The organism is Salinigranum marinum (assembly GCF_024228675.1).
Classification (GTDB): Archaea; Halobacteriota; Halobacteria; order Halobacteriales; family Haloferacaceae; genus Salinigranum; species Salinigranum marinum.
In genome coordinates, this window is record NZ_CP100462.1 from 162,315 (window position 1) to 181,965 (window position 19,651).

14 protein-coding genes and 1 pseudogene are annotated in these 19,651 nt (G+C 65.7%); 11 read left to right on the forward strand and 4 right to left on the reverse strand.

Annotated features, from left to right (window positions below):
• Positions 1 to 58: 58 nt before the first annotated feature.
• The 5 genes from NKJ07_RS20865 to NKJ07_RS20885 all read left to right on the forward strand — a co-directional run bounded on the left by NKJ07_RS20865 (position 59) and on the right by NKJ07_RS20885 (position 7,271).
• Entirely contained in the window at positions 59 to 325 is a 267-nt protein-coding gene (locus tag NKJ07_RS20865; RefSeq protein WP_318570844.1) for a hypothetical protein, read from the forward strand.
• A 74-nt stretch (positions 326 to 399) separates the two neighbouring features.
• The gene (locus tag NKJ07_RS20870) at positions 400 to 606 is read left to right on the forward strand and encodes a hypothetical protein (RefSeq protein WP_318570845.1); all 207 of its coding nucleotides are present in this window, start codon (positions 400 to 402) and stop codon (positions 604 to 606) included.
• Between the two features lie 125 nt (positions 607 to 731).
• Positions 732 to 2,372 carry a COG1361 S-layer family protein gene (locus NKJ07_RS20875; protein WP_318570846.1) on the forward strand — a complete coding sequence of 547 codons (1,641 nt, stop codon included), beginning with the start codon at positions 732 to 734 and terminating at the stop codon, positions 2,370 to 2,372.
• 3 nt (positions 2,373 to 2,375) lie between these two features.
• Complete coding sequence (locus NKJ07_RS20880; protein ID WP_318570847.1) at positions 2,376 to 4,634, forward strand: efflux RND transporter permease subunit; 2,259 nt, start codon at positions 2,376 to 2,378, stop codon at positions 4,632 to 4,634.
• A 1,359-nt stretch (positions 4,635 to 5,993) separates the two neighbouring features.
• Positions 5,994 to 7,271 carry an orc1/cdc6 family replication initiation protein gene (locus NKJ07_RS20885; RefSeq protein WP_318570848.1) on the forward strand — a complete coding sequence of 426 codons (1,278 nt, stop codon included), beginning with the start codon at positions 5,994 to 5,996 and terminating at the stop codon, positions 7,269 to 7,271.
• Between the two features lie 412 nt (positions 7,272 to 7,683).
• On the opposite strand, the pseudogene NKJ07_RS24480 reads toward NKJ07_RS20885, so the two are convergent.
• The 3 genes and pseudogenes from NKJ07_RS24480 to NKJ07_RS20895 form a co-directional block, all read right to left on the reverse strand.
• Positions 7,684 to 8,067, reverse strand: a pseudogene (locus tag NKJ07_RS24480) (histidine kinase N-terminal 7TM domain-containing protein); the annotation flags it as partial.
• Positions 8,068 to 8,532: 465 nt separating this feature from the next.
• A complete protein-coding gene (locus NKJ07_RS20890) occupies positions 8,533 to 9,141 on the reverse strand; it encodes a GIDE domain-containing protein (protein WP_318570849.1) in 609 nt (202 codons plus the stop codon).
• Positions 9,142 to 10,178: 1,037 nt separating this feature from the next.
• Positions 10,179 to 11,444: a YncE family protein gene (locus NKJ07_RS20895; RefSeq protein ID WP_318570850.1), complete on the reverse strand. Its 1,266-nt coding sequence runs from the start codon at positions 11,442 to 11,444 to the stop codon at positions 10,179 to 10,181.
• A 326-nt stretch (positions 11,445 to 11,770) separates the two neighbouring features.
• Between NKJ07_RS20895 and NKJ07_RS20900 the strand changes: the two genes are divergently transcribed.
• The 6 genes from NKJ07_RS20900 to NKJ07_RS20925 all read left to right on the forward strand — a co-directional run bounded on the left by NKJ07_RS20900 (position 11,771) and on the right by NKJ07_RS20925 (position 17,736).
• The gene (locus tag NKJ07_RS20900; protein ID WP_318570851.1) at positions 11,771 to 12,706 is read left to right on the forward strand and encodes an ABC transporter substrate-binding protein; all 936 of its coding nucleotides are present in this window, start codon (positions 11,771 to 11,773) and stop codon (positions 12,704 to 12,706) included.
• The gene (locus NKJ07_RS20905; RefSeq protein WP_318570852.1) at positions 12,703 to 13,428 is read left to right on the forward strand and encodes an ABC transporter permease; all 726 of its coding nucleotides are present in this window, start codon (positions 12,703 to 12,705) and stop codon (positions 13,426 to 13,428) included. Before NKJ07_RS20900 ends, NKJ07_RS20905 begins: the two co-directional genes overlap by 4 nt.
• The gene (locus tag NKJ07_RS20910; protein WP_318570853.1) at positions 13,425 to 14,189 is read left to right on the forward strand and encodes an amino acid ABC transporter ATP-binding protein; all 765 of its coding nucleotides are present in this window, start codon (positions 13,425 to 13,427) and stop codon (positions 14,187 to 14,189) included. Before NKJ07_RS20905 ends, NKJ07_RS20910 begins: the two co-directional genes overlap by 4 nt.
• Positions 14,190 to 14,269: 80 nt before the next feature.
• Complete coding sequence (gene hisD / locus NKJ07_RS20915; RefSeq protein WP_318570854.1) at positions 14,270 to 15,538, forward strand: histidinol dehydrogenase; 1,269 nt, start codon at positions 14,270 to 14,272, stop codon at positions 15,536 to 15,538.
• A gap of 178 nt (positions 15,539 to 15,716) precedes the next feature.
• A complete protein-coding gene (locus tag NKJ07_RS20920) occupies positions 15,717 to 16,496 on the forward strand; it encodes an SDR family NAD(P)-dependent oxidoreductase (protein WP_318570855.1) in 780 nt (259 codons plus the stop codon).
• Between the two features lie 109 nt (positions 16,497 to 16,605).
• Positions 16,606 to 17,736 carry a glycolaldehyde reductase gene (locus NKJ07_RS20925; protein ID WP_318570856.1) on the forward strand — a complete coding sequence of 377 codons (1,131 nt, stop codon included), beginning with the start codon at positions 16,606 to 16,608 and terminating at the stop codon, positions 17,734 to 17,736.
• A 170-nt stretch (positions 17,737 to 17,906) separates the two neighbouring features.
• On the opposite strand, the gene NKJ07_RS20930 is transcribed toward NKJ07_RS20925, so the two are convergent.
• Entirely contained in the window at positions 17,907 to 19,097 is a 1,191-nt protein-coding gene (locus NKJ07_RS20930; RefSeq protein ID WP_318570857.1) for an ABC transporter substrate-binding protein, read from the reverse strand.
• Positions 19,098 to 19,651 lie beyond the last annotated feature (554 nt).

The following is a 19,651-nucleotide window of genomic DNA, read 5'->3' on the forward strand; positions in this document are numbered from 1 at the left end:
GGAATCCAGCGTGGGTAAGAGATATGAGCATTCATCTCAAACAGAACAGGGAGGACGAATGGAAGGGGGCGACGAGGGGATGTGGCGGACGCTCGCGCGCATCTACGTGTCCGTCCTCGCCTGTGGCGTCTGTGTTCCCGGGGTCGCGGCGCTCCCGGTACTCTTCGGCTTCGGCTCGTTCTTTGTGACCCTCCTGTTCGGTGTGGTCGGCCTCGGTGCCGCCGGCGGGGTCGTTCTGTTCGCCGACGCGCAGTTCGATGCCGCCGCGGTGTCGGATTCGGGACTGGAACACCCCTCGTCACCCGAGTCCGCGCCGGGCAGGTGAGCGCCACGCGCCGCGGGCCCCACACGCCGCCGGGTCGGGCAGGAGGTAAGTAACCGCGGGATGTAAGGACAGCCATGCCGGGTGCCGTCGCGGACCTCACGCGTGTCGTGTTTACCAGGCGGAACGCCCTGACCGTCGCGCTGATGATCGCACTCGCGCTCGTCGGCCTCGCGCTCCCGGACGGGACGCTCAGTTACGCGTCGTACCTCGCGCTGTTCTCGGTGTGGATGATCGGCTTCGTGTTGACCGTCGTCGACCTCCTCCGACTCCGCGGGGGCTGAATCGCGGCAGCGGTCGTCGACGGGCGTGTGGGACGTGAACCGCCGACCGATCCGGCTGGACAACCCGCCGTGAATTGAAACACGTTCGAGAGGTTTTACAATACGGCCCCCCTTCGACGGAACTAATGAAGGTGCGTATTCTCGCGGCCCTCGTCGTCCTCTCTGTCGTCGTCGGCGCACAGCCCGTCGCGGCCGAGCAGGTCATCGGCCAGCCGGAGATCGATCTCTCCGTCCAGGACAACCGTATCGGCCCCGGCGAACGGACCACGCTCGACATCGCGGTGTCGAACGACGGCACCCTCCAGCGGGGTGGCCCGGCGGCGCTCGAACAGCGGATCAAAACCGCCCGCGGGCTCACCGTCGACATCCGCGAAGACCGGATCGACGCCCCGATCGAGGTCAAATCAGGGAGCGTGACGCTCGGGAGCCTCCCCGACGGCGCGGTCGGCACGGCGTCGTTCCAGCTGGAGACCGGCGAGTCGCTCCAGCCCGGCACGTACGAGATCCCGGTCGAGATCAGCTACTCGCTCACCCGGAGCGCGGACTACACCGAGAGTCGGTCGCCGCCGGGGTACACTGACGTCTCCTACGCGGGCTCGTTCCGCCGGCAGACCACGACGATCACGCTCGTTGTCGACGAGGAGGCGCGGTTCGAGATCGTCCCCACAGAGGGCAACGCCGTCGTCGCGGGCGACACCAGTAGCTTCGAGTTCGGCCTGCGGAACGTCGGCTCCGAGACCGCTCGGTCGGCGACGGTGTCGCTGTCGACCCGGACGGGTGACCTCTACTTCGGCCAGCCGTCCCAGCCGCGCGAGCGCCGCTCGGTCTACGTCGATGCGCTCGCGCCCGGCGAGTCACACTCGATCAGCGTCCAGGTGGGCGCGACGACCGGGATCTCGCCCGGGAGCTACCCGATCGCCGTCGACGTGTCGTACGAGACCCCCGACGGCGTGGCCGAGACCTCTGAGACGCTGTCGACGGGCGTCCGGGTCGAGCCCGAACGCTCGTTCGACGTCCGCGACCTCTCGACGCAGTCGTTCCGCGTCGACGAGTCGGAGGCGACCGTCCGCGCCACGGTCGTCAACACGGGTGACGTGGCCGCACGGAACGTAGTGGTGCGCGCGCAGGGGCCGGAGCCGCTCCAGGCGACCGGACCCGAGGCGGCCGTCGGCGACCTCGGCCCCGGTGAGTCCACGTCGGCGCAGTTCACTTTCGCCGTCCCGGCCGACGCCGAGCCGGGCTCGCTGTCGCTGTCGTTCGCGGTCGAGTACGAGAACACCGACGGTGATCTCCGCCGGCTCGACGAGCCGATCCGCCGGGCAGTCACGCTCGACGCCGAACGCGACGCCTTCGAGGTCGTGGGCGTCAACACGTCGGTCACCTCGGGCGGCGAGGGGACCCTCGCGGTGACGGTCCGCTACAACGGCGACCAGCCGGTCTCGAACGCCAACGCGAAGGTGTTCGTGAACGATCCGCTCTCGTCGGCCGACGACGACGCCTTCCTCGGCTCGTTCGAGCCGGGCGAGACGCGGACTGCGGAGTTCTCGGTCGCCGCGGGCGGATCGGCGATGGCCAAGGCGTACCCCGCCTCGGTCGAGATCCGCTACGACGACCCGGGCGGGAACTCGAAGCTGGCCGACGGGCTCCAGTTCGGCGTCCCCATCGATGAGCCATCGGGCGGGCTGCCGATCGGCTACGTCGGTGCCGGGATGGGCGTGCTCGTGCTCGCGGGCGGCGTCTTCGTCTGGCAGCGACAGCGGAGGTGACCGATGGGCGTCCTCCGGGTCGTCTTCGCCGGCGTCGGCGACCGGATCCAGAAGCGACCGCTCCTGACGCTCGCCGTCGTCGTCGGGCTCATCGTCGTCGCCGGTGCCGGCGCGTCGCAGATCACGAGCGTCACGGGCAACGAGGCGTTCGTCCAGTCGAACCCCACCTTAGAGCGGTTCGAGGACACCTTCGACCGCGGCACGATGGCCGTGCTCGTCCGGGGACCGGTGACCGACCCCGAGACGATGACCGCGATCGACACGTTCGACCGGCGGATGGAGACGGCCGACAAGGTGGTGACGGTCATCACCCCGGCGGATCGGGTGCGCGCCGAGTACGGTCGTATCCCCGACTCGCGGGCGGCCATCGAACGGGTCGTCGCCGACGAGAAATCGACGGTCGTGACCGTCGTCCTCGAGTCGGGGCTCACCCAGGAGGAGCAACGCCCGGTGTACCAAGAGGCGCTCGACGCCCGGTCGTGGGCAGCGTTCCCCGCGGGCACCGAGGTCATCATCACCGGCCAGCCCGCCTTCTCCGCGCAGCTGTCGGTCCTGATCCAACAGAGCACCCAGCAGCTCCTGGGGCTCGCGGTCGGGTTGATGATCGTCGCGCTCTTCTTCCTCTTCCGGGGGGTCAGGCTGCGGCTCCTCCCGATCGTGGCCGTCTTCGTCGGCGTGATCTACACGTTCGGCGCGATGGGCTACCTCGGGATCCCGAACTCCACGCTCACGTCGGCGGTGTTCCCGATCCTCATCGGCCTCGGCATCGACTACTCCGTGCAGTTCCACCAGCGGTACGAAGAGGAACTCGAACGCGCCCCGCCCTCGGAAGCGCTCCCGGCGGCGCTGGCGGGCATCGGCCCGGCCGTGTTGGTCGCGATGCTCGCGGCGGCGCTGGGGTTCGGTGCCACCTGGATCGCCACGCTTGGCGTCCCCGCGTTCGAGTGGTTCGCCCAGACGTCGATCCTCGGCGTCGTCCTGTCGTTCATCACCGGGATCTTCCTGCTCACGCCGGTGTTGACCCTGTGGGTCCGGTGGCGGTACGATCCCGAATCCGTCGTCGACGCCGCCGCCGTCGATCGTGACGACGAGGAACTGAGCGACGTCGCCCGCTTTTTGGGGAAAGGTGCGCGCTTTTTCGCCGCACACCCGGCGCTCGTCCTCGCGATCGCCGGCCTGCTCACCGTCGGCGGCTTCTACGCCGGCGAGGACCTCGGAACGCTCGCCGACTTCGAGGAGTTCTTCCCGCAGGACCTCCCGGCGTACGTGAACCTTCAGCAGTTCCGCGCCGTCTCGGGTGGGGGCAGCGCCGCACAGTACGACATCGTCGTCTCGGGAACCGGCATCCGCGACCCCGAGACGTTGCGCTGGATGGAGCGGTTCAGCGACATCGCGACGGGGAGCGGGCAGGTGACGGCGGTCCAGTCGCCCGCCACGCTGATCAAATCCTACAACGGCGGCGAGCTCCCCGCGACCCGCGCGGGCGTCAATCGCGTGCTGGACAGGGTGCCGCCGGAGCGACGGGCGCAGTTTTACACCGACGGCTACGCCCACCTCGTCGTCGTCACGGGGCCGGACGTCACACCCGAGGAGACCGTCTCGCTCATCGGATCGATCAGGTCGGCGCTCGAACTCAGTCGTCCGCCCGCCGGCGTCGAGGCCGAGTTGACGGGGACCGCCGTCATCTCCACCCCCTCGGTCATCGACCAGATCGAGTCGCGCGACCGGATCACGGGCTACGGGGTCCTCGCCGTCTTCGTGCTCCTCCTCGTCTACTACCGCGACCCGGTGAAGGCGCTCGCACCGCTGATCCCGATGCTGTTCGTCGTCGGCTGGCAGAACATCTATATGGCCGCCTTCGACATCCGCGTCTCGCCGCTGGGGGCTTCCCTCGGGGCGCTCTCGGTCGGGATCGGCGCGGAGTACACCGTCATCGTGATGGAGCGTTACTTCGAGGAGAAGCGCCGCGGTGCCGCCCCGCTAGACGCGATCGAGACCGCGGGTGCCCGCGTCGGCAAGGCGATCACCATCTCCGGGATGACCACCGTCTTCGGCTTCTCGGCGCTGACGCTCTCGCCGTTCCCCATCATCTCCGACTTCGGCTATCTCACCGTCGGGGTGATCTTCCTGACGCTCGTGGCGGCGATCACGACGCTCCCACCGGTCCTGGTCGTCCTCGACCAGGCGCGCATGGATCTCCGGGCGTTGCTGGACTCCAGGGGAACGCCCCCCGACGCGAAAGCGGACGTCGACGGGGACTGACGATCCGGCGGTCGGAACCGCGTCCCCCGGTCGATCGGGGATCGTGGCGGGAACTCCGACGGGCGAGTTCGGGGGACCCCACACACCCCTCGTCCAGAGTGAAACGCGACGAGAGGGAGGGGGGTGGTGTCGAGTCGAAACGAGGGTTCATTTTCGGAGGGGATACCGATATCGACGGATGGAAGGCTTATCTCGGTTGTTTTCGGGAGATTGGCTTGAGGCGGAACACGGTTGACTTCACGAGCGCCCGGACGAATACCGCTATCGTCCTCCTTCATCGCCAAAATACTCTTGGCGGACTTTTCGCTGGTATAGTATATATAAGTTATGAATAACCCATCGGTAGATCGACAGTTCCCCAAAACGGCGTCTCGAAGCGGCGGACGAGGCAGGTCGACCACCGACCGGCGACTATTCTGAGGTCATTCGGAGACCGTTCGGAGATCGTTCGGGGGCTGTTCAGAGACTGTTCAGAGACTGACCCGGCCGAGAGAACGGGCGTTTCGACGGATGTGCGCCGTTTTCGTCACCTCTCATCCGTTCTTTCATCTGTTCTCTCTCCGTTCTTTCGTCCGTGCTGTCGGCCCCGTCGGCCATCTCTCCCATCCGGTTCGTGCTCCCACCCAGGGGGGATCTTCGGCGAGATACACTCTTGACGAGGGGTGTGTGTGATCCCTCCTCCCCTCCAGCATCGCGTGTGCGATCACCCTCACGCCACCTCGTTGTATCAGGATTCACGGCAGAAGGGGAGTCCACTGACAAGCCCACGGCTTCAGTCGTGGGTTACTGACGGACTCGATCCCGAGGCTCGCAGGGTCGAGCGCGTGAGCAACGTGGCGACCGAGACGTGTCCGGTCCGACTCGGAGTTCGATCCGACCTGAACCTGCGGTTCGGTCCGAGTACGCGGCGGCTCGAACACGTGGCGGCCCGAGCACACGGACGGGATCTTACGGTGGCGTCAGAGACGCGCGGGGTAGACTCTGGACGAGAGGCGCCGGATACACTCTTGACGAGGGGTGTCCGCCGTTCGTCTGACGGTCGTTCCGTCGGCTCGCGACCGGATCCGTTCCACGATCGGGCGCCGGGCCTCGGTTTTCGGTCTGGCTCTGGATCCGGCTTTCACTTTGGATGAGGGGTGCCCCCACACGGGCGGATTCCGCAGTTTACACTCTTGACGAGGGGTGTCCCTCGCTCCGGTACGGTCGTCGTTCCGGCGGCGTATCACTCGGGACCACGCTCACGTCCTGACTAACTGATATGCGGCTTGAAGTGCGTCAGAACGCGATTCACGGTCGAGTTACACTCTGTTCGAGGGGTGCGAACAGTTAAGTGATACGCCCACACGGTATGAGATATCGATGGTCGAAGAACCGTCACGGCTTTCGGACTTCAACGACCGGTTCGAGGAGCCGTCCGAAGACCCTCTGTTCAACTTCGACGAGGACGACCCGGACCGCGTCGACGTCTTCGCCCGGAAAGAGCTCCTGAAAGTCGGGCACGTCCCCGAGAGCGCGCGCATCGTCGGTCGCGACGGCGAGATCGAGGCCGTCGCTGCGGAGCTCCGTCCGATGGTTCGCGGCGACCCGCCGAACAACGTGATGATCTACGGGAAGACGGGGACGGGGAAGTCGCTCGTCGCGCGTCACGTCACCGACCGTGCGCGACGCGCGGCGGAGTCCAACGCCGTCTCGGTGGGGACCGTCTACGTCGACTGCGCCCAACACAACACGCAAACGCGCGTCGCCAGAACCGTCACGCGCTCGCTCAACGACCCCGACCGCACCCACCTCGACATCCCGCGGGCGGGCATCGGTAGTGGCGAGTACTACGACTACCTCTGGGAGATCCTCGACACCGCCTACGACGCGGTCATCATCATCCTCGACGAGGTCGACCGCCTCGACGACGACGACATCCTGATGCAATTGTCACGCGCGCGCGAATCCGGCAAAGCCGACTGTCACCTGGGCGTCATCGCGGTGAGCAACAAGATCGAGTTCCGCGACCGGCTGAACGAGCGCGTCAAGTCCAGCCTCCGCGAGGAGGAGTTCGTCTTCCAGCCGTACGACGCGAACCAGCTCCGAGAGATCATGGAGCATCGGCGTGACGCGTTCTACGACGGCGTGCTCTCCGACGACGTCATCCCACTGACCGCGGCGGTCGCCGCCCAGGAACACGGCGACGCCCGGAAGGCGATCGAGATCCTCCGTCACGCGGGCGAACTCGCCGAACGCGAGAACGTCCACACGATCACGGAGGACCACGTTCGCGACGCACAGGAGTGGGCCGAGATCGACCGGTTCGAGGAACTCCTCCGGGGGTCGACGACGCAGGTGAAGTTCATCCTCTACTCGCTCGCGCTCCTGACCGAGGAGAGCGACGACACCGACGCCTTCTCGACGAGTCGGATCTACGAGCGCTACGGGGAGACGGCGGAGCAGATCGACGCCACGGTGCTGAGCGAACACCGGGTGTACGAACTCCTGAAGGAGCAGGCGTTCCTCGGCGTCGTCGAGTCGACGCGCACTGGGGGCGGGCGGGGTCAGGGGAGCTACCTCGAACATCGACTCGTCCAGGACACTGGTATCGTGCTGAAGTCGGTGCTCCGCGACAGCCAACTCGAAAGCCTCGCCTGAGTCGCCTGCCGACCGCGTCACCGATCCGAGCGCCGCTGGTTCGGTCTTTTGTCTACACACGCATTCGCCAGGATCGTCATCCGTTAGACCGCCATCCGTTAAGCCGCCGACCGGTCCGTCGTCTCGTTCGTCACCTCACCTGCCGCCCGGTTCGTCACTTGGCCCGACAGGCCTTCGCCCGTCTCGCCCCGTCGGCTCAGTAGTTACCCCACACGGTTGGTCTTTTCAGTCAGCAGTTCCAGTACATGTCGAACGAACACGTTCTGTTGGTACTACTGTGGGTGACTGGGATTCGAATCGGAGCAGCAAAATCGCTCGATAAGCAGATAGTATCCGCCGTCGATCTGCAGTGTCGCCTCGATTAACATCGGTTTCGAACGTCATCGACGAGCCCATAACGTGAGCATGCGCCCTACAGTTCGGGAGTGTATCGGCCCTCCGGGTCAACAAGGAGGTACCCCTCTTGCATCCGTTCTACTGTCCGAGAGCGGGCGCGTAACTTCGCATCGAACGTCTCGTATCGAAAGACAGCGTACTCGAGCCCGCTCATGCCGACAGACAGTGATAGCGGCGTCAGGATGGTGCCAGGTGTCTCAATGATAGGGAGCGACAGCGTTTGTCCGACCGAAAGAAGTACCGGGAACAGCACCGAGAGGACCACTAACCCGCTTTGTCTACGAGACATCGTCTCATCAGTCCTGGCCCGGTATGAGATATAGCCCAGTGCAGGGAACACCAACAGGTAGATCCAGGCGAGATAGGCGTCGTAGAGCGGCTGGTTTCCGTGTTCGATAACTGAAAACGACCCGAGGGGTTAGAGCGTCGGCTCAACAAACAGGTACTGTGTCGGCGCGGTGAACAATAATATGAACAGCGGCACAACTGTCAGAGTTAGTATAATGGCTATTGATAACGTTACTCGTTCTGTCGTTGGGCCCATACTAATTGCGTAAATCAACAATTGAATTGGGGTCACCCAAGCGCCGAAGTGAAGCAGTTGGTACGCTAGAAACGTCAGCTCGTATGTCGTTGCCGTCAACTGTACCATCGCGAAGGTGGCCCAAGTGGTGACTGCGGTAGCGAAGATGGTGAAGGCAGTGACTTATTGGGTGGCCCCGTACCGCCGAACGTGTCCGATACAGTAGAGAACGACCAGTACGCTAACTACTATTGCAAAAAAGATTGTCAATAATGGAATGTAAACGGTGAATATCGCTCTCAGAACTATTGCTGAATAATGTACGCTAGATAGATTTGACCGTTATGATTCGATCTCACAGAAAACCAAGGCGGAAGCCAACGAGTTCAGTCGTGGGTCATTGACTACTCCAGACACGACAGGTGAACCTGTCTGGCAGCGATAAAGTTGGATCGACCTAGCCAAAAAGATGAGATACGCCGCGAGCCCGTAGAACAGCAGGGCAACACCGGCAAACAGCCACTGGCTCGACCCGAGGCTCTCACTCAGTGCGTCTTTACTCATATCAGAGATGATGAACTCGGCGTCGTTGTCGGTGCCGATGGTGTACGTTCCGTCGCCGTCCGACCGAGCTGGGCCGAGGACGTACCCCGTGTCGCCGGGCTGTAGCACCCTGCTCTCGTAGTGTATCCCGCCGGTGCCGTGGACCGTCGCCTCGTTGATGGGCGTGTTGTGAATCCGCTTGGTCCCCGCCTCGTGACACCGGCGCTCGTTCTCCTGTACCTGCTCGGTGAACCTCAGGGCCTGCTCCCCGGGGGCCCTCCCGGCGTTCACGAACGTGTCGTAGTGGGCCGACGAGAGGTGGAGATCGGCCTCCGTGGGGTCGACGTTGACCGAACCGTCGTCGTCGACGAGTCGAAACGGAACCGTCTGTCGCCCACTGTCGTCCACACCGACCGTTTCCTCGTCCGCGTCGTCCGGTTCTTCGACGTCCCATCGGACTGCGAGCGCGTCGGCACCCGTAACGGGGTGGGTGAGCGTGCCCGCGGGCCCCGCCTCGACCGTTCCGGATACCGCGACGACGTCGTCGGTCAGCGACGCAGTCGAACGCGTCTCCGTCGACGAGACTGCTCGACTCGCCGCCTCGCCCGGACGAACAGATACGTGGGAATCAGTGCGACGACGACGAAAATCAACCCCGTACCAACCGAAGCCATGCGATGGCGGACAGGTATCGGTCGCTGATAGTAAACCCCCGTTCAGCCGTACTGACAGAACACCGAGCGGGTGGATGACTCCGAAAGGACCCCTGGGAAGAAAATTGTTGAATTACTACTTGAATTTCTAGATTTCCATAACCAAAATTCGGTACTATCGGGATAATAATATATACCACAAAAACGCGCAACGGCTTCTGACAACACCAGAGTTCGACACAGCGACGCGCGTCGCTGTGTCTTTCCCTAAGATGCCATCCTACGCGCCTGAGCTACTGCCATTCGAACAGGTCTGGAAGTACCGAAAAGTCGACCTGCTCGGGAACTTCGTTCGGTTCGATTTCACGGATCTCGAATGGGAAGTTGATAGGTCGATCGCTAACCGAGGCGATCGACCGGAGTTACTTCGAGCGTTCGTTAGGCGGGTAGGATTCGAATTAAACGAGTATCATTAGCAGTGAGAAGACCAAGGACCCAAATCGAATTTGTGGGGTAACAAACAGACGGAAGCCGCCCGAACCTAACACCAGCGCGCACGTGATCGACACCCCTGATCAAGAGTGTATTCGGGCGAGCACACGACCCGCGTGAGCGGCCTCGGTGACTCGGCTGACCTCCGAAACTCGCTGACTAAACCGGTCCTAGCCGCCCGTCGCGGCCGAAAAGGGGACGCGATGCCTCACACGTTCGGCCGCTCAACACGTTTACGCGCTCGATTCGAGGGTATCGGCGACCAGCGAGCGGCGACCGACGACGACGACCGTCAGCGGCTCACAGCTGATGTCCGCACGCGCAGTTCCCGATACAGTAGGTGGTCTCCGAACGGAGGCCGAGCCGTGCCATCACGGTGAGCATGCTCGACGACGTGCCGGGCTGTGGCCGCACCAGGGCCGACGTCGCGCCGTACGGACTCGCTCCGACCGCGATTCGGTCGACGATCTGGCCCCGTTCGTGGTCGATCACTGCCACCTCGTCGTTCGTCTGGACGGGGACGTAGAGTTTCGTCCGGGCGGGGTTCCACGTCCCGACGAACGCCGATCCGCCGAGGTCGAGCCGACTCGTCACTTCCTCGGCTACGAGATCGACGACCGTCACGTCGTTCGATCCGGGGGTGAACACGTAGCCCGTCTCGGAGTCCGGGCCGATCTCGCTGGTCAGCGGCCGCCGCCCGAGACCGTCCGCCGCCGTCAGTCGGGTCGACTCGCGGGGGTTCGCCGGATCGCTGACGTCCCAGACGCTCTCGGTCCCGGTCTCGTCCTCGTTGTGCTCGACGAGCAGGGTTCGGCCGTCGGGTGAGACCGTCCCCATCCAGGGCCGCGCCGGGCTGTCCCCGACCGGTTCGACGTCGATCCGCGTCACGATCTCGAACGGATCGACCGACACGACGGTCAGCGTGTCACCGAAGAGGTCCGGCACGTACGCGTACTCGCCGTCAGGGTGGATCGTCACGTCGCACGGGCCCGGTCCATCTCTGTCCCCCCGACCGCCCTCGACCGTCCGATCGATCTCGCCGGTCACCTCCCCGAACCTCTCTGACGTCGGATCGGCGTCGATCCGGAACTGGCGGTGGCTGGGCTCTCGGGCGCTGACGACGACGTGGTTCCCGTCAGGCGACCGTTCGAGCCAGTTCGCCCCCGACCCGGTCTCGATCACCGCCGTCTCCGAGAGGGAGCCGACGGAGACGCCCCGGACGCCGCGTCCGACGTTGAGCCACAGCGACTCCTCCGGCTCGTCGGTCAGTTCGGGCGCGTACTGGTTCGACGGAAACGACGAGGAGAGGCCGAGCACCCGCGTCTCGATCAGTTCGTCGGCCGCCGGATCGATGAGGCTCACGCTCCCGTCGCCGGTGTTGAAGACGAACACCGTCGGCCGTCGCGTGGCGTCGCCACCGTCCTCGTCGCCGAGGCATCCCGCGGTCGCCGCCATCCCGGCGGCCGCACTCCCCGCGAGCAACCCTCGCCGGGAGACGCCGGCGGTCGCGCGCCGTGCCGTGCCGCGGTTGGGGTAGAGGAGTGGATCCCGCTCTCGATCGGTCACGCTCCCCGGTAGGCCCTCCCGATAGTAATCAGCACCGACACCGGCGGTCGGTCGTGCGCCGGACGCTCCAATCCGACGGTGCCGGCTGTCGACGCCGGTCGTCGCTGTGGTCGGCCCGGCGCTGTGGTCGATCCTCGCGCGCCGCTCGCGCGGCCCGCGGTACGGGTCAAAAGCCACGGCCGTCGTGACGATCGTCCCGGAGCCCACGTCGGACACGGGACCCCACGTCGTTCTGTCCCGTCTCCTCGGTGGCTCTTCGCGGTCCACACACTACCACACCGGACGGAATCGAAACGTATTTGTCTCAATGATTCATCGATATTTCCATGACGATACAACGACGGCGTTTGCTCAAGGCGATCGGGGTCGGAGCGGTCGCGAGCACGGCTGGCTGTACACAGAGCGGCGGCTCGGGCACACAGGAATCGACGCAGGCCGGCGTCAGCGGCGAGACGCTGACGCTCACGACGACGACGAGCACGTACGACACGGGACTGCTCGACGAGATCCACACGGACTTTGAGGAGATGTACGGCGTGACCGTCGACGCGGTCGCCCAGGGGACGGGTGCAGCCCTGGAGTCGGCCCGCAACGGGGACTCGGACGTGGTGATGGTCCACGCCCGGGGACTCGAAGACGAGTTCATGCGCAACGGCTACGGCATCAATCGCCGCGATCTCATGTTCAACGACTTCGTCATCGTCGGGCCGGAGAGCGACCCGGCGGGGATCCAGGGGATGGGTTCGGCGACCGAGGCGCTCACCGCGATCGCCGACGCGGAGGCGACGTTCGTCTCCCGCGGGGACAACTCCGGGACCCACACCAAGGAACTCAACCTCTGGGAGGCCGCCGGCACCGAGCCCGGCGGCAGCTGGTATCAGGAGACCGGGACCGGGATGGGCGAGGCGTTGAACGTCGCCAACCAGCAGGGCGCGTACACGCTCTCGGACCGCGGGACGTACATCTCTCAGCGCTCGGAGATCGACCTCGTCATCCTCGTTCAGGGCCCGATCGAGGACGGCCCGGAGATCCTCGCGAACCCCTACGGGATCATGGCGGTCAACCCCGGCGTCCACGACAACGCCAACTACGACCTCGCGATGGCCTACATCGGGTGGATCACCAGTCCTGGGGCTCAGGACGCCATCTCGAGCTACCAGGTCAACGGGGAACAGCTGTTCTTCCCCGAGGCCATCTCCGAGAACCCGGACTTCCAGCAGTACGTTCCGCAAGGGTGGAGTAGCAACGCGACCGACGAGTGAGCGTGCCGCTCGATCCGGTCGCCCACCTGCTCCCGGTCGTCGTCGACCTCCCGTTCAGGGAGGGGTACGTCTCGAGTATCATCTACGTCTCGCTGTACGTGAGCGTCATCGCCGTGACGCTGAGCACGCTGTTCAGCATCCCGGTCGCCATCGTGATGGGCTTCACCGACTTTCCCGGCAAGCAGTTCGTGAAGTCCGTCATCAACACGGGGATGGGCTTTCCCAGCGTAGTCGTCGGTCTGCTCGTCCTCTTCACCGTCTCCAACCAGGGACCGCTGGGGCCACTGGAGCTCATCTTCACCAAGGAGGCGATGATCATGTCGCAGTTCGTGCTCGCGACGCCGCCCATCACGGCGATCAGCCTCGCGGCGATCACCGGCGTGAGCGAGAACGTCCGGGACGCCGCGCACGTCCTCGGCGGCACACGCCTCGACGTGGCGCTGGTCGTCCTCAAGGAGGCACGCTACGGCATCGCGACCGCGATTCTGGCGGGGTTCGGCCGCGCCATCAGCGAGGTCGGCTCGGTCCTCATCGTCGGCGGGAACATCACGAGCGCGGACGGCATCTCGAAGACGCGGACGCTGACGACCGCCATCCAGCTCGAGGCTCGCCAGGGACAGTACGAGACCGCATTGGTGCTGGGCGCGGTGTTGGTCGCGCTCGTCCTGACGATCAACGCCATCGTCGTCCGAGTCGGTGATTCGGGGGCGATGAACCGATGATCCGGCTCTCGAACGTCTCGCACGCCTTCGGCGACGAATCCGTCCTCGCCGAGGTTTCGCTCTCGGTCGAGCCCGGCGAAGTGGTCGGGATCATCGGCCCCTCCGGGGTCGGGAAGACGACCTTGCTTCGAATCCTCGCGCTGTTCCTCCGGCCGACCGAGGGAACGACCGAACTGGACGGGCAGGCGGCGTGGGCCGTCGACGAGGGCGAGCGGCTAGCGCTCCGCCGTCGGATCGGCATGGTGTTTCAGGAAGCGAGCCTGTTCGACGCGACGGTCGCTCGGAACGTCGAGTACGGCCTCCGGGTGCGTCAGTCTTGGGGGGAACGGCTCAACGACCACCTGTGGTCCGTCCTCGGGTCGAACGGGACGGCGGACGCGGCTTCGGAGGCGCTCGACGTCGTCGGGCTCAGCCACAAGCTCGACCAGGAAGTGCACTCGCTTTCGGGTGGGGAGGCCCAGCGGGTCTCGTTCGCGCGGGCGCTCGCGTACGATCCGACCTACCTCCTGCTCGACGAACCTACCTCGGATCTCGACCCGCGGAACACGGGACTGATCGAGGAGGCGGTGCTCGAAGCCCGCGACCGCGGCATCGGCGTCGTCGTCGCGACCCACGACATGCACCAGGCCGAACGCATCGCCGATCGGGTCGGCGTCCTCCTCGGCGACGGACTCACCGAGATCGGGCCCACGGAGACGATCTTCGAGCAGCCGACGGACGAACGGACGCGAAAGTTCATCTCCGGGGAACTGGTGTACTGAGCCGACCGTCCCTCTCGGAGCGACGACCCCCCATTCGGTGGGTGATGTTTAATACGGCTGCCGAGACGTGTGATACCATCATGGAGGTACGATCAGTCGGAACCCTCGATCCGTCGGAGCGACAGTCGGTCCTCAACAGAGACACCGGGATCGACGAGATCCGCCCCGACGTGCGCGAGATCGTCGAGACGGTACGAACGGACGGGGACGACGCGCTCCGGGAGTTCAGCCGCCGGTTCGACGGCGTCGAGGTGGAGTCGCTCGACATCACGGCGGCGGCCGAGCGGGCCGCCGACAGCATCGACGCGGCGGTACGCGAGGCCATCGAAGCGGCCATCGACAACGTCCGAACGTTTCACGAGCGGCAGGTCCGAACCGACTGGACCGACTCGTTCGGCGGCGTGACGCTCGGCCGTCAGTTCCGCCCGATCGAGCGGGTCGGCGCATACGTCCCCGGCGGGAGCGCCGCGTATCCGTCGACGGCAGTGATGACCGTCGTTCCGGCGAAGGTCGCCGGCGTCGAGGAGGTTGCCGTCGTGACCCCGCCGGCGGACGAGCTGAACCCCGTGACGCTCGCGGCCCTCGGGCTCACGGGTGCCGACGAGGTCTACAGCGTCGGGGGCGCCCAGGCCATCGCCGGCCTCGCGTACGGAACGGAGACCGTCCCCGCGGTGGAGAAGATCGTCGGGCCCGGGAACCGATGGGTCGCGGCGGCCAAAGCCGAAGTGCGTGGCGACGTCGCCATCGACATGATCGCCGGTCCGACCGAGGTTCTGGTCGTCGCGGACGAGACGGCGAACCCCCGGTTCGTGGCCGCCGAACTCGTCGGCCAGGCCGAGCACGACCCACACTCCTCGGCCGTTGCGGTCACGACCGACCGTTCGCTCGCCCGGGCGATCGTCGAGGAGATCGAGCGACAGGTCCCGAACCGGGACCGCGCCGAGATCATCCGCGACGCGCTGGCCAACGACAGCAGCGGGGTCTTTCTCGCGGACTCGATGGACGAGGCGACCGCGTTCGCGGAGGAGTACGCCGTCGAACACCTCGTCGTGATGACCGACGACGACGAGGCGACGCTCGAACGGATCGACAGCGCCGGGAGCGTCTTCGTCGGGGAGTACAGCCCCGTCGCGGCCGGCGATTACGCCAGCGGCACGAACCACGTCCTCCCGACGTCCACGTCCGCGACCACCTCCGGCGGTCTCTCGGTGGATAGTTTCGTCCGCTCACGGACGGTCCAACACCTCGATCGGGAGTCGCTCGACTCGATCGCCGACACGATCGTCACACTGGCGGAACTGGAGGGGCTGGAGGCACACGCCGAGAGCGTCCGAACCCGGTTCGAGTAACATCGAGCCGCCCTCGGGGCCGCCTCGGCAACCGATCGTCTCGCCGTCCCGCGTCGGACGCGCCCGACGACTCCGCCGTCGACAGCCATGTCCGAAGCCCGCGGTGACGACCGCGGGACCTCCGTCCCCCGCCATTCGGTGGGGGTTGATTATTACCCCCTACGTCAGTCTGGCCTGTATGTCTGTACTGGACGAGTTCGCGCTCGACGGAGACACTGCCATCGTGACCGGTGCGAGTCGGGGCATCGGCCGGGCGCTCGCGGGCGCACTCGCCGAAGCGGGAGCGAACCTCTGTCTCGTGAGTCGAACCGCCGACGACGGTCGAACGGCCGCCGCCGAGATCGAGGCGGAGACGGGCGTCGACGCCATCGCCGTTCCGGCCGACGTCACCGAGGAGAACGACGTCGAGGCGATGGTCGACGAGACGCTGGCCACCTTCGGCTCGATCGACGTGTTGGTCAACAACGCCGGGATCGCCCGAACCGCACCGGCCCACGAGATGTCGCTGGAGACGTGGAACGAGGTCATCGCGACGAACCTGACCGGCGTCTTCCTCTGTACGAAACACGCCGGCAAGGCGATGATCGACGGGGACGGGGGGACGGTGATCAACATGGCGTCGATGTCGGCGTTCGTCGCGAACTACCCCCAGGAGGAGGTCGTCTATCACGCGTCCAAGGGGGGCGTCGTCTCCTTCACACGCCAACTCGCTTCGGAGTGGGCCCGATACGACATCAGGGCGAACGCGATCGCTCCCGGCTACATCCGGACGGAGATGATCGACGAACTCCTCGCGGAAAACCCCGACATGGAGGAGGCGTGGCTCTCCGAGATGCTGATGGACGAGATGGCACCGCCGGGGGATCTGGGGGGGACCGTCGTCTATCTCGCCTCTGACGCCTCGTCGTACATGACCGGGGAGACGGTCGTCATCGACGGCGGCTACACCGTCAGATGAGACGATCGTTCGCTTCCCCTCCCGCGGGGCACGCGTGGCTCGCTCGCCCGGTCGCCGGGAACGCGACGTGCCGAACCGGCTCCTTCGCACCCCGACTGGAGCGTGTCGCGTGACGCGCGTCTTCAGATCACCGAGCGCGTACGTCCAGGGGAGGGAAATCTTGGAGACGGTCGGGGAACACATCGATGCGGATGTCGACGTCGATGTCGACGGGGACGGCGACGGCGGTCAGGCCGTGGTGATCGCCGACGAAACCGTACTCGAGATCGCCGCTGACCCGCTCGAGGCGGGGCTCGAAGCGAGCGGGTTCGCCGTCGACCGCATCACGTTCGGGGGTGGCTGTACGCACGAGGAGATCGACCGTCTCGGCCGACACGCCACGGGTGCCGACGTCGTCGTCGGGGTCGGCGGTGGGCGGGCGCTCGACGTCGCGAAGGCGGTCCGGAGCGACGTCGACGCCCGGTTGATCACCGTGCCGACCATCGCCTCGACGGACGCACCGACGAGTAGCCTCTCGGTGGTGTACACCGAGCACGGCGAGTTCGACGAGTTCCGTTTCCACGGGACGAACCCCGACCTCGTGCTGGTCGACACCGCCGTCATCGCCCGCGCGCCGGTCCGGCACTTCCGGTCGGGGATCGCCGACGCGATCGCGACGTGGTACGAGGCCGACACCGCGTACCGCGCGGCTGCCGAGAACATCTTCGAGGGACGACCGACCCGGACGGCACACGCGATCGCGCGGACGTGCCACCGGACGATCCGTGAGCACGGGCGCGGCGCGATCGCGGCCGTCGAACGGGACGGAGTCACGGAGAGCGTCGAGGCCGTCGTGGAGGCCAACACGCTCATGAGCGGCATCGGGTTCGAGAGCGGCGGGTTGGCCGCCGCTCACTCCGTCCACGACGGGCTCACACGGGTAGCGGCGACCCACGACGCGACACACGGCGAGAAAGTGAACCTCGGCACGCTCACCCAGCTGGTTCTGGAGGGCCGCGAGACGTCGGAGATCATCGAGTTGATCGACTTCTCGCTCGAACTCGGACTGCCCGTCTCGCTCTCCGACGTCGGGCTCGACGACCCGACTGACGAGCGACTCCGGACGATCGCCGAGGCGACCTGCGAGCCGTTCGAGACGATCCACAACGAACCGTTCGACGTGACTCCCGCGGCGGTTCGCGACGCGCTGTTGACCGTGGACGAACTCTCCCAGCGACGACGGACCGATGATCCGTCCTGAGTGACCGCCGGCCGGTCACCGGCACCGCTACTGCGGTCCGGGACGCGCGCCTCGGGACCCGACCCGGGACGGGGGAACTCGCGGGCCGGTGCACGGGAGTCCGCGCATCGGTTCCGACCGTCGGTCCCTCTCCCGGCGTGCGGATCGGTTGCGGGGCTCCGGTCGGGGGGTTAGCTCTGCATCATCTCGTTGACTCTGCTCTCCCAGGAGGCTTCGTGTTCGGTCAGCACGTCCAACGGAACCGTAATCATCTGGTTGAACTGCTCTTCGCTGGTCGGGAACGCGATCGACTCCTCCATCCAGCCCGGGACCTCCGAGTCGGGGTGCAGCGGCGCGACGCCCAGCCCCACCGACCAAGGGCCGATGTTTTCGACGTCAGCCGCCGTGTTGATGAACTTCTGACCCCAGTACACCGCGCTTTCGTCCTGGTTCGTGGGGACCCACATCGTGTCTCGGCCCGCCCGTGCGCCCTCCTCGGGGATCGTGTACTCCACGGGTGCGCCCTCGTCCTGCGCGTTGACGATGTTCGCAGGGAGCATCACCGCCATCGAGACTTCTCCCTGGCGGAGGTTCTGCGTGAGGTGGGAGTCGTCGCCGATCGTCCCGACGTTCGGCTTGAGCGCGTTGAACTGGTCCCAGACGGGACCCATCTGGTCGACGGGCCCCAGTTCCGTCTCCGTCATCTTCGCGATGAGCGGCGTCATGCCGTGCCCGCCGGGGTAGAGGCCGATGCTGTTGTCCCACTCGTCGTCCCACCAGCTGCTCCACGACGTCGGCTCCGACGAGATCTCGTCGGTGTTGTACGTCAGCGCGTACGTGTACGAGTAGAGGTTGACGAACGGCCACTCCACCTCGTCGACCTGGGGCTTGCTGGCCGCCAGCAGGTCCTGGACGTTCGGGACGATCTCGGTGTCCAGCGGCTCCATGAGGCCCATCTGGAAGGACCGGTAGCTCGTCTTCGTGAGCGACCAGTTGACGTTGACCGGGGGCTTGCGGTCCTGCTCGACGGCGGTCCGTATCTTGCCCTGCATCTCCTCTTCGGTCGAGTTGTCGAACTCGACGTCGATGCCGGTCTCCTCGGTGAACGGCTGGGCGACGAACTCGTCTAGGTTGTCCTGCCACGCGCCACCCCACGCACGCACCGTGAGACTGTCCGGCTTCGCGGGGATCGAATTCGCCGACCCCGTGGTCGTCCCGCTCCCGCCGTCGGCGCTGCCGCCGCCGGAGCCGTCTCCACCGCCGGAACCGCCAGTACAGCCGGCGAGCCCGGCGATGGTCGCTGCCCCTGCGGCCGCGAGAAACGTCCGACGTGAACGACTCGACGTGTCGTTCGAGACCGGTGAATCGGTATGTCGACTCATACGTGTATACGTTATATTGGAGGTTCGTGATACGTCTTCCCCCTCCACATGTGGGGTAGTATATATAGTTACGCGTTGACAACCCGCAAACGTCTCCCTTCGACGCTCCCCGAACGTTGAACGTAACGAAAAATCGCACAAAAGTTCCGATCTCTCTCAAACGGAGCCCTGGCGTGTACACAACTCGCCGGTGTCGTGGGGCGCGGGCGCGGCGCTCTACAGGCGGAGCAGGCCGAGTGCCGCGGGGCTCGACCTCGAGGGTGAGGCCGACCTGTCTATTACACAAACAACCGCCTGTCGTGGTACCGTTGCGACGTGGATGAAAGAACTTAATCCGAAACAACTACGCGCAGTCGCGGAGGAATGCGACACCTCTCAAAACCCACGTTTTCGGCGTAGTGTGACGGGTGGCGTCGGGCGAGGTGGAGTCACCGATCCTCACGGACACACCGGACGATCGGGTGGTAATTCCAGCCGACTCGTAAGGGAAGGTCGAGGGGAATGAAGTTCGCCTGCGGGTGCGGTACGAACCCAAAACGGTGAAGCCTCTGGGG

Bases quoted from the DNA above. Each gene is read 5' to 3' on its own strand.
- NKJ07_RS20865 (WP_318570844.1), top strand. From the start codon at position 59: ATGGAAGGGGGCGACGAGGGGATGTGGCGGACGCTCGCGCGCATCTAC.
- NKJ07_RS20870 (WP_318570845.1), top strand. From the start codon at position 400: ATGCCGGGTGCCGTCGCGGACCTCACGCGTGTCGTGTTTACCAGGCGG.
- NKJ07_RS20875 (WP_318570846.1), top strand. From the start codon at position 732: ATGAAGGTGCGTATTCTCGCGGCCCTCGTCGTCCTCTCTGTCGTCGTC.
- NKJ07_RS20880 (WP_318570847.1), top strand. From the start codon at position 2,376: ATGGGCGTCCTCCGGGTCGTCTTCGCCGGCGTCGGCGACCGGATCCAG.
- NKJ07_RS20885 (WP_318570848.1), top strand. From the start codon at position 5,994: ATGGTCGAAGAACCGTCACGGCTTTCGGACTTCAACGACCGGTTCGAG.
- NKJ07_RS20900 (WP_318570851.1), top strand. From the start codon at position 11,771: ATGACGATACAACGACGGCGTTTGCTCAAGGCGATCGGGGTCGGAGCG.
- NKJ07_RS20910 (WP_318570853.1), top strand. From the start codon at position 13,425: ATGATCCGGCTCTCGAACGTCTCGCACGCCTTCGGCGACGAATCCGTC.
- hisD (WP_318570854.1), top strand. From the start codon at position 14,270: ATGGAGGTACGATCAGTCGGAACCCTCGATCCGTCGGAGCGACAGTCG.
- NKJ07_RS20920 (WP_318570855.1), top strand. From the start codon at position 15,717: ATGTCTGTACTGGACGAGTTCGCGCTCGACGGAGACACTGCCATCGTG.
- NKJ07_RS20930 (WP_318570857.1), bottom strand. From the start codon at position 19,097: ATGAGTCGACATACCGATTCACCGGTCTCGAACGACACGTCGAGTCGT.